The organism is Pseudomonas quasicaspiana (genome assembly GCF_021147825.1).
Classification (GTDB): domain Bacteria; phylum Pseudomonadota; class Gammaproteobacteria; order Pseudomonadales; family Pseudomonadaceae; genus Aquipseudomonas; species Aquipseudomonas quasicaspiana.
In genome coordinates this window covers 47,125-56,896 of the sequence record NZ_JAGTPI010000038.1, presented here as the reverse complement: position 1 = coordinate 56,896, position 9,772 = coordinate 47,125, and the positions used below count along the sequence as shown (strand labels likewise).

Here is a 9,772-nt window from a genome sequence, read left to right as displayed (position 1 = left end):
AAAACAGCCGAAAAATGCTCATTTAGAACACCTAGACTCCGCTTTTTCGGCTGTTTTTGCCTTGTCTTGCCGTCGCTCGCTACGTTTTCACACAGTCTGTACAGGTCTGTGTACCGTGAGACCGCGTGGTGCCATTAACTCCGGGCCTTCTCCTCGGGAATGTGCGTTTTAGCCTGACGAACAAGCACTGCAATGATTCAAATCCTGTGAACGAATGCCCGCGTCAAAAGGTCAAGATCACGTAAGCCGCATTGTCGGCTGCCGAGGAGACCTTGATGAAACAGTGGAACATTTCGTATCTCGACAAAGACGGTGTGCAACAAAGCCATGTGATGGAATCCGAGGAGCTTCCCAGCGATGAGAAGGCCGCCCAGCGTCTTCGGCACATCCTGGTTCCGGTTGCTGACGAGCTGGACATGAATGACCTGGATGGCCGTATAGCCGAGCCAACGGCCAAGTCTTTGAAAGAACACAACGCTGTGCAGATCATCTCGATCAAAGAGGTTTTCTGAGTCCATTGAAAAAATGCCCCCGCCGGGAATTGGCAGAAGACCAATGATGGGGTTACTCTGCAAGTGAGACGGGTGAAGCGTTTCTCCCGTTTTCTCCATGTCGATGCCGGTCTGGCAACAGGCACGGCCTTGTCAGCTACATGCTTGATCCCGTGAAGCAGAGTATCTGCTGTGTAGTGGTACTACCGGTGAGTGCCGCGCAGGGAATGTTGAAACTCTATCTATCGTTGAATAGGAGGACGTTTCATGAGCACAGCCTATCAAGAGGACATCAGCAGCAACGTGCTGCGCCGCATGAAAGAAAGCGGTTTCGATTTCGCACGCATCCATCCCATCGAGTTCTACGCCATTTTCCCGGACGAGGAACGGGCAAGGCAGGCTGCAGATCAGTATCGCGGCGAGTCCCTTAACACTCAGATCAATGTTCGAGATGACGGTGCCTGGCACTTGCAGCTAAGCAAGGTCATGCACGCGACTTATGATGGCATCGGTGATTTCGAGCAGGATTTTCAGGCTGCGATCACTCCGCTGGACGGAGAGGTCGAGGGCTGGGGAGTCAGACAGGAGATCAGGCGGCTACACGCATGAAACGCGCTATGACATGTTGAATCACCGGTCAATTGCCAGGTACATGCCTGGGGATTGGCCGGTTTTAGTTTGTATGTTCTAAACGTAAAACAGAGTATTCGTCGGCTGTGACCAGTGTGGGCTCAGTTTATGGCAGACAAAAAAAGAGCCACTCAGTGAGTGGCTCAAAGGGAAGTTCGGTAAGGGCAGCCCGCCTGGAAGTCGATACTGGCATCACGCTCGTTTTTTTCGACAGCGACTTGAAACGGGGCATACAAATTCGGTGTGTTTCGGATGTCGCTGATTATCGACAAACGATATCGTCTCGTGAAATCAACTCTGGCTATGCTGGTCATAGCTTTTGCGGTTGAATGACGCTTCCGAATGAGGCGTAGGAGAACTGGTTGGGAAGCTTCTTGCACAGGAATGGTGCGGTGGGCTTTCGATGTTTATATAACCAGTTGATATTTAAGCGTTTATGCCGATGGCACGGGCCTTGCGAAGGCCTTTGGTGTCCGTGGTGACAAGGAGTACGGCATGATCCGCACCTTTTATGATGAGATGTACGATGCTGGCGGTATAGTCCGCCCGCATTACCGGGAATTTGCCCGTTGGTTGGGTGAGACGCCCCCTGAGCTCCTGGCTCAGCGCAGGCGTGAAGCCGATCTATTGTTTCATCGCGCCGGGATCACGTTCACGCTCTATGGTGATGAGCAGGGCACCGAGCGCCTGATTCCTTTTGACACGATTCCACGCAGCATTCCGGCCAGTGAATGGCGGGTGGTTGAGCGAGGCTGTATCCAGCGCGTCAAGGCGCTGAACATGTTCCTTGCCGACCTCTATCACGAGCAGCGGATTATCAAGGCAGGGGTTATCCCCGCCGAACAGGTGCTGGCCAACGAGCAATACCAGTTGGCGATGCAGGGCCTGAATTTGCACCGCGACCTTTATTCGCAAATCTCCGGGGTCGACCTGGTGCGTGATGGTGACGGCACTTACTACGTGCTGGAAGACAACCTGCGCACGCCGAGCGGCGTGAGTTATATGCTCGAAGACCGCAAGATGATGATGCGTCTGTTCCCCGAGCTGTTCGCCGCGCAGCGCATTGCGCCTATCGATCACTACCCGAATCTGCTCCTCGACACGCTGAAGAGCTCCAGTCCGCTGGATAATCCGAGCGTGGTTGTACTCACACCGGGCCGCTTCAACAGTGCGTTCTTCGAGCATGCGTTCCTTGCACGGGAAATGGGTGTTGAGCTGGTCGAGGGGGCGGATCTGTTCGTGCGTGATGATCGAGTATTCATGCGCACCACAGATGGACCGAAAGCGGTGGATGTTATCTACCGTCGTCTAGACGACGCATTCCTTGATCCATTGGCGTTCAACCCTGATTCGATGCTGGGTGTGCCTGGCCTGCTGTCGGCCTATCGCTCAGGAAATGTGGTGTTGGCAAACGCAATCGGTACAGGTGTCGCGGACGATAAGTCGGTTTATCCCTATGTCACGGATATGATCCGTTTCTATCTGGATGAAGAACCGATCTTGCAGAATGTGCCGACCTGGCAATGCCGCAAGCCTGCTGACCTGTCCCATGTGCTGGCCAATCTGTCGGAACTGGTGGTCAAAGAGACTCAAGGGTCGGGCGGTTACGGCATGCTGGTGGGGCCAGCTTCGACGGCGGCGGAAATCGAGTCGTTCCGCGCCCGCATCAAAGCCAAGCCACACGCTTACATCGCGCAACCGACGTTGTGCCTGTCGACCTGTCCGACATTTGTCGAGAACGGCATCGCACCGCGCCATATCGATTTGCGCCCGTTTGTCCTTTCTGGTCGTGAAACCCGCGTCGTACCCGGCGGGCTTACCCGAGTCGCGCTGCGTGAAGGCTCGCTGGTGGTGAACTCGTCTCAAGGTGGCGGAACAAAAGACACCTGGGTGGTCGAGGATTAAGGATGCCTGCCAATGCTAAGTAGAACTGCCTCGGATTTGTATTGGATGTCGCGTTATCTGGAGCGAGCGGAAAACCTCGCGCGGATGCTTGACGTCAGTTACTCGCTGTCTTTGATGCCTCAGGATGGGCGGGGTGACGGGCTCGATGAGCTGGCCATGCCACTGCTGATCACCGGCACGCTGGATCATTATCTGGAGCGTCACGGTGAGCTGCACGCAGAACGCCTGTTGCATTTTTTCGCGCTGGACGCGAGCAACCCGGCCAGTATTTACAGCTGTCTGGGCGCCGCACGTGCCAGTGCTCATGCGGTACGTGGCCGAATCACCGCGGACATGTGGGAGAACATCAACTCCACCTGGCTGGAGATTCGCGGCATCGCCGAACAAGGCCTGACCCGTTATGGCATGAGTCGTTTCTGCGAGTGGGTCAAGGAGCGTTCGCACCTGTTTCGTGGTGCCACATATGGCACGATCATGCGTCATGACGCATTCCGTTTCATCCGGCTGGGCATATTCATCGAGCGCGCCGACAACACCATGCGCATGCTCGATGCGCGCTATGAAATGCTCGAGCTGCGTGGGACTGACACCAATGTGGACGCCGACAGCTCGGCTCATGGTTATTACCAGTGGAGCGCGCTGCTGAGGGCATTGTCGTCCTTCGAAGCCTACACGGAGCTGTATCGCGATGCGCCAGCCGCGAGGCATGTTGCAGAGCTGCTTTTGTTGCGCCCCGACGTACCCCGTTCGCTGAGTGCCTGTCTTGAAGAGCTGGATCAGATCCTTGCCAGCCTGCCGGGCGCCAATGGCCGACCTGCGCAACGTCTGGCCGCTGAGCTGGATGCACGTCTGCGCTACACCGGGATCGACGAAATACTGGAGGAAGGCTTGCACGAGTGGTTGAACGAATTCATCCCTTTGCTGGCCCAATTGGGTAACGCTATTCACACTTCTTACCTGGAGGCTGCATGAGACTCTCAATTAGCCACGAGACCACCTATCACTATGAGGATCAGGTCCGCGCAAGCATCCAGTATTTACGTCTGACACCGCACGACAGCGAGCGCCAGCAAGTGCTCAGCTGGCAACTGACCCTGCCGCGCCCGGTGCGCGCGCAGATCGATCCGTTTGGCAACATCCTGCATGTGTTGAGCATGGATGAGCCCCACGAGGCGATCATTATCGGCGCGCGCGGCCAGGTTGAAATCGACGAGAAGCGTGAAGCCGAACATGAAAGTCAGTCTCCGCTGCCGTTCCTGCGTTTCACGCGTCTGACGGAGCCTGATGAAGCCATTCGTGCCTTTGCCAGTCAGCAGTGCAAAACGCGCAAGGACCGCACGGCATTGATTGATCTGATGCACGCGTTGAATCAGTACATTACCTACACGCCGGGGTCTACCGAGGTCGATACTTGCGCAGCGCAGGCCTTTGCGGGCCGGACAGGCGTTTGTCAGGACCACACCCATGCGTTTCTGGCCTGCACACGCAGCCTCGGGATTCCGTCACGGTATGTGTCCGGTTATTTGTACAGCGAAGACAGCGAACATCTTGCCAGTCATGCCTGGGCTGAAGCCTGGATCGACGACGCCTGGTACAGCTTTGACGTGACCAACCAGCTGGCGATCCCGGAGCGTCACCTGAAACTGGCGGTAGGTCTGGATTATCTCGATGCCTGCCCGGTTCGCGGTATGCGCCGCGGCGGTGGTAGTGAACAGATGCACGCCAAGGTACTGGTGTCGCCGATGGTTGGCGCACCGAAGGTCATGATGCAAGCCCAGCATCAGTAATCGCGAGGGGCGGCATCAGCCATTGATGCAAGCCCCCTCGCCAACAAGTTGCCTCCTACCTGACACGGTGCTGAACCGGTAGGAGCGAACTTGTTCGCGAGGCGGGCTAGACCCATACCGCGCTTATCGTTATTCTCCCGCCTTACGCCGCGCCACCATGTGCTCCAGATAAGCAATCACCTGATCCAGTTCTGTATCGGACAAGACTTCCTTCGGGATGGAAGGCATCTTGCCTTGCGGCCATTCGCGCAGGCTTTGCGGGTTGCGAATGTATTGGCGCAGGTACCCGGCGCTGAAGTATTCGGTTGGGCTGTGCGGCAGGTTCAGGTCAGGGCCCAGTTGTGAATCCCCGGCAGCGTTGAGGCGATGACAGGCCAGGCAATTCTTCTGGAAAAGCGCGAAACCTTTGTTTACCGGATCTTCAGCCGCCAGTGTCGGGTCGGGTAGCAACGCGGGAAAGCGCTCGCTGACGGACGCCAGCACTCGCAGGGTGCTCATCGCATACGGCCATTCTTCGCGGCCAATATTGTCGGCCGAGGGGGCTGTCCACACCAGATAGAACGGTCCAGCGCTTTGCGAACCGTTGCTCAGCGCTGGCCAGGGATGAGCCGGGTCCTCAATGGCCAGCCATGCCTTCGAACCTTTGGGTTGTATCACCGGTGCTGCGGGTATTTCCGCGGCGAATCCGTCGGTCGCAACCGCCTGCAGGTGATCCTGTGCTGTAACACCCTCCAGCAGCGCTCCAAGAGGAATGGCGCGATAGCTCATGTCACGTTTGTAGGCGACATCCTCGCTGATCTGGATGGTCTGAATCTGTGGGTGTACGAGCAACTGACGGGTCTCCCAGGTTTCGACTCCATGAGATCGTTCGATTCTGAGCTGTGCAGCTTGCAGGGAGAGTTGCGGGACGAGTGTCAGCGCTGCGAGGGAAAGAATAAAACGCAAACCATTACTCCGCCGGGTCGTCGCTGGTGTCGTAAAGAGCGTTGTGCAGCTCTTCATAGTTGCCACCATTGATAACGCTGTAATAACCGGCCCTGTTCAGTTTGTCCTGAGCTTTGCTGGCTTTTTCGTTGCTGCTGCTGAACACCACAAACACCACGTTGCGGTCATTGAGCACCTGCTTCATTTGATTGACCAGACGTCGCTCCTCTACGCGTACCGCGTTGAGTACAGTGCCCGCGTCGTAGTCAGTCTGGCTGCGCACATCGACGGCCAGTTTCCCTTCCTTGAGCGCTGCTACGGCAACCGCTTGTTCGACATCACCTGCGGCGGCGCTACCGGTGCAGAGTAAGAGCCCAAGCGCTATCCATTTACCCATCACCAAATGCCTCCTTTCATAGATGAGCAAAGACTGGCACAGATAATCGTCGCCCGGTAGGGCGCAGTCGTCTGGGTTTACTGCTGCAAAGCCTGTCAGCCGAATAGACGAGTCATATTTGGCAAGATCAACAGCAGGGTAGTGGCGAACAAGATAAGCCCGGCTTGACGTACTTTCGAATGCTTAAACATGGCTATCTGCCTTTTTTTGTTATTCCTGAGCGACAAAAGCTCACCGAATGTATTGATAATGTTCGGGCAGCTGGCAAAGGTGTTTCTTTGAGCAACCGGTCCGGCAAATCCGCCGACAACCCGAGCGCCGCATATAGTTTTTATCGCGCTACTGTTGCTACAAAATTAACCTTAGAGTCCAAGGTCGTTGTTGTTTAGAACCATTTCGTATGTATGGCCAACTCATACGAATAACCAGTTATAGGAACTGCGGTTAACGGGGCGCATGTTCCCTTGCTAGACAGGTCGGGCATTTTTTCAGCCTGATTAGTGCCGACCTACCGTTCGTCGGTGTCGGAATATTCCTACGTCGGTCATTACTGTTGTACCAACCTTACAAAATACCGGTTGCTAAAAATGCACGCGGTACAGCGATGGTTCAGGTAATGATGCACAGACCCGGCAACCGGCGCTTGCCTTGGCATACCCGTTCAAGGCAGGCTTGGGCCGCGCACTATCGCCTTGACCGTTTCAGGTACTTTTTATGCCGCTACGCATCTGCATTCTGGAAACCGACGTCCTTCGCCCTGAGCTGGTGGATCAATATCAGGGGTATGGGCGGATGTTCGAACGGCTCTTCGCACGGCAACCCATTGCCGCCGAGTTCGAGGTCTACAACGTGATGCAGGGCGTATACCCACCGGAAGGCGAGCGCTTTGACGCGTATCTGGTGACCGGCAGCAAAGCTGACTCGTTTGGCACTGATCCGTGGATTCAAATCCTGAAAGTCTATTTGCTGGAGCTTTATCAGCGCGGCGACAAACTGCTCGGTATCTGCTTCGGTCACCAGTTACTGGCGTTGCTGCTGGGGGGTAAAAGTGAGCGGGCGAGCAAAGGCTGGGGCGTCGGTATCCATCACTACGAGCTGGCACCTGCCACGCCATGGATGACGCCGGCCATGGACAAACTGACCCTGCTGATCAGTCATCAGGATCAGGTCACCGCGTTACCGGAAAACGCTACGGTCATTGCTTCGAGCGAGTTCTGCCCGTTTGCGGCGTACCACATCAATGATCAGGTGTTGTGCTTCCAGGGACATCCGGAATTTATTCACGATTACTCCCGGACCTTGCTGGATATTCGCCAGGCCTGTCTGGGCGAGAAGGTTTACCAGAACGGTATCGCCAGCCTCGAGCATGACCATCACGGCCAGACGGTAGCCGAATGGATGATGCGGTTCGTGCAGCATAAAGCTGCGGTTTAAAGTGTGTTGCGCCCTCGCGGCTGAAGCCGCTCCTGTCAAACTACATGTATATCGCTGAATTGAAATGCATTTTGTAGGAGCGCGCTTGCCCGCGATCGCGTCAGCACAGGCGATATATGCACCGAATGACAGACCGAATCGCGAGCAAGCTCACTCTCATCAAGCCACATGCAAACCACTGGATTGAAATGCATTTTCTGTAGGATCTGCCGAAGGCTGCGAAGCATTTCTCCTGAAACATCGCGATCGCAGCCTTCGGCAGCTCCTACAGGTCCTATGTTTGCCTCGAGACGGCGCAGTGCCATCGACACCGGAGCTCCTACAGTATTCGTGTTTGCTGCGCGAGGCGGGCGCTCCACAGCTCCACCGGTTGGCGCGATGCCCCTACGGATATGCGCGGCTTCAAAGCCAGCCTGAACGCTTGAAGCTTGCGAACAGTCCGCCACACACCGTCGCAATCGTGCCCAGCACCACGTAATAGCCGTAGTGCCAGGTCAGCTCCGGCATGTTCTCGAAGTTCATCCCGTAAATGCCCGCGATGGCTGTTGGTACGGCAAGGATCGCAGCGTAGGCCGCAAACTTGCGCTGCACGATGCTCTGTCGTGACGACTCCAGCAGCAGGCCAATCTCGATGGTCTGACTGGCGATATCACGCAGGTTGCCCAAATCTTCCATTTGCCGCTTGACGTGAATTTCCACATCGCGGAAGTACGGTCGCATATTTTTGTCGATGAAGGGAAAGCTGAGTTTCTGTAGTTCTTCGCCGACCTCCACCATCGGCGCTACGTAACGCCACAGGCGCAACAGGTCGCGACGCAGACTATGGATGCGCTGGATATCGCTCTCTTTCAACGCCCCGGTCAGCACGCTGTGCTCCAGCTCTTCCAGTTCGCAGTGGATAGACTCTGTGACTGGCTGATAATTTTCCGTCACGAAATCCAGCAGGGCATAGAGCACAAAGTCTTCGCCATGCTCCAGCAGCAACGGTCGCGCTTCACAGCGTTGGCGCACCAGTCCATAGGACTTGGAGTGACCATTGCGCGAGGTGATGATGTAGCCCTTGCCGGCAAATATATGAGTTTCAACAAACGTCAGTTTGCCGTTCTCTCTGACCGGCGCGTAGGTGACGATAAACAGCGCGTCGCCGAAGGTTTCCAGCTTGGGGCGGCTGTGTACTTCAAGGGCGTCCTCTAGTGCCAGTTCATGCAGTTTGAACTGCTCCTTGAGGCTGCAGAGCTCAGTGGCAGTCGGTTGCTCCAGACCGATCCAGACAAAATGACCGGGTTTTGCGGCCCAGGCTGCGCCTTCTTCGAGACTGATATCGGTGACTTTCTTGCCTGCACTGTACACCGCAGCGGCAACGACTCGACCCATTTTGGTTTTGCATCCTGAAAGTGGCAGGGGATGCCCGGCAACGGGCTCACGAATAAGAGTCGGCAAAGCCCGCCGAGTTCGCGGGCTGTCTAACGTCTGGTTTGACAGGCGCCTGAAGTCAGCTCAACGAATGCTGCTGATCGGCTTCAATGGCCGCATCCAGCGTATCCAGCAGCGCTTTGCGCACTTTCAGCTTGGTGTGCTTGTGGGCGTTCATGTTGATCTTTTTCAGTTGCAGCGCGGCTGTGCGTGCGGCTTCAGTGAGCTCTTCGACGCTGACCAGCTTGTCGAGGAAGCCTGCATCCATTGCACCTTTGGGATCGAACATTTCGCCGTTGATGACCGAACGGTGGAAAGCCGATTTGCGCAGGCGATCCCTGGCCAGTTCGATGCCGACGTGGTGCATGGTCATGCCGATCTGCACTTCATTCAAACCAATGCTGAACGGCCCCTCGACACCGATTCGATAGTCAGCGGACAGCAGCAGGAACGCGCCTTTGGCGACCGCATGACCTGGGCAGGCGATGACGATAGGGAAGGGGTGGGCCAACATGCGTCGGGCTAGTGTCGAACCTTCCTTGACCAGACTGATGGCGGCTTCAGCGCTTGAGGTCATGACTTTCAGGTCGTAACCACCGGAAAGAATGCCGGGCTGGCCGGTGATGATCACCACCGCGCGATCTTTCACGGCTTGATCGAGCGCGCTATTGAAAGCAGCTACCACCTCAGGGGAAATAGCGTTGACCTTGCCGTTGCTCAGGGTCAGCGTGGCGATGCCGTCTTCCAGTTGGTAAGAGATCAAATCACTCATGACAATGTTCCTTGTTATT

10 protein-coding genes are annotated in these 9,772 nt (G+C 56.0%); 6 read left to right on the top strand and 4 right to left on the bottom strand.

Annotation, left to right across the window (positions count from 1 at the left end; translation table 11 throughout):
* Positions 1 to 275: 275 nt before the first annotated feature.
* From KDX30_RS20020 to KDX30_RS20000, 5 genes are all read left to right on the top strand, one after another.
* The gene (locus KDX30_RS20020) at positions 276 to 512 is read left to right on the top strand and encodes a hypothetical protein (protein WP_027898879.1); all 237 of its coding nucleotides are present in this window, start codon (positions 276 to 278) and stop codon (positions 510 to 512) included.
* A 246-nt stretch (positions 513 to 758) separates the two neighbouring features.
* Positions 759 to 1,100, top strand: coding sequence for a ribonuclease E inhibitor RraB (locus KDX30_RS20015; protein WP_027898878.1), 342 nt, complete (start codon positions 759 to 761; stop codon positions 1,098 to 1,100).
* Positions 1,101 to 1,616: 516 nt separating this feature from the next.
* Positions 1,617 to 3,026: a circularly permuted type 2 ATP-grasp protein gene (locus tag KDX30_RS20010; RefSeq protein ID WP_231677307.1), complete on the top strand. Its 1,410-nt coding sequence runs from the start codon at positions 1,617 to 1,619 to the stop codon at positions 3,024 to 3,026.
* 12 nt (positions 3,027 to 3,038) lie between these two features.
* Complete coding sequence (locus KDX30_RS20005) at positions 3,039 to 3,998, top strand: alpha-E domain-containing protein (protein ID WP_027898876.1); 960 nt, start codon at positions 3,039 to 3,041, stop codon at positions 3,996 to 3,998.
* On the top strand, positions 3,995 to 4,813 hold the full coding sequence (locus tag KDX30_RS20000; RefSeq protein ID WP_027898875.1) for a transglutaminase family protein: 819 nt from the start codon (positions 3,995 to 3,997) through the stop codon (positions 4,811 to 4,813). The genes KDX30_RS20005 and KDX30_RS20000 overlap by 4 nt, the downstream gene beginning before the upstream one ends.
* Positions 4,814 to 4,942: 129 nt before the next feature.
* On the opposite strand, the gene KDX30_RS19995 is transcribed toward KDX30_RS20000, so the two are convergent.
* Entirely contained in the window at positions 4,943 to 5,758 is an 816-nt protein-coding gene (locus tag KDX30_RS19995; RefSeq protein ID WP_231677306.1) for a cytochrome c, read from the bottom strand.
* A 4-nt stretch (positions 5,759 to 5,762) separates the two neighbouring features.
* Positions 5,763 to 6,134 carry a rhodanese-like domain-containing protein gene (locus tag KDX30_RS19990; RefSeq protein WP_099267288.1) on the bottom strand — a complete coding sequence of 124 codons (372 nt, stop codon included), beginning with the start codon at positions 6,132 to 6,134 and terminating at the stop codon, positions 5,763 to 5,765.
* 714 nt (positions 6,135 to 6,848) lie between these two features.
* Between KDX30_RS19990 and KDX30_RS19985 the strand changes: the two genes are divergently transcribed.
* Positions 6,849 to 7,568 carry an amidotransferase gene (locus tag KDX30_RS19985; protein ID WP_231677305.1) on the top strand — a complete coding sequence of 240 codons (720 nt, stop codon included), beginning with the start codon at positions 6,849 to 6,851 and terminating at the stop codon, positions 7,566 to 7,568.
* 402 nt (positions 7,569 to 7,970) lie between these two features.
* Here the strand turns inward: KDX30_RS19985 and KDX30_RS19980 are convergent, their stop codons facing one another.
* Both KDX30_RS19980 and KDX30_RS19975 read right to left on the bottom strand, forming a co-directional pair.
* Positions 7,971 to 8,942 (bottom strand): magnesium and cobalt transport protein CorA, encoded by a 972-nt coding sequence (locus tag KDX30_RS19980; RefSeq protein ID WP_099267286.1) that lies wholly within the window; start codon positions 8,940 to 8,942, stop codon positions 7,971 to 7,973.
* 118 nt (positions 8,943 to 9,060) lie between these two features.
* Positions 9,061 to 9,753 (bottom strand): crotonase/enoyl-CoA hydratase family protein, encoded by a 693-nt coding sequence (locus KDX30_RS19975; RefSeq protein WP_122395614.1) that lies wholly within the window; start codon positions 9,751 to 9,753, stop codon positions 9,061 to 9,063.
* Between the last annotated feature and the right edge of the window lie 19 nt (positions 9,754 to 9,772).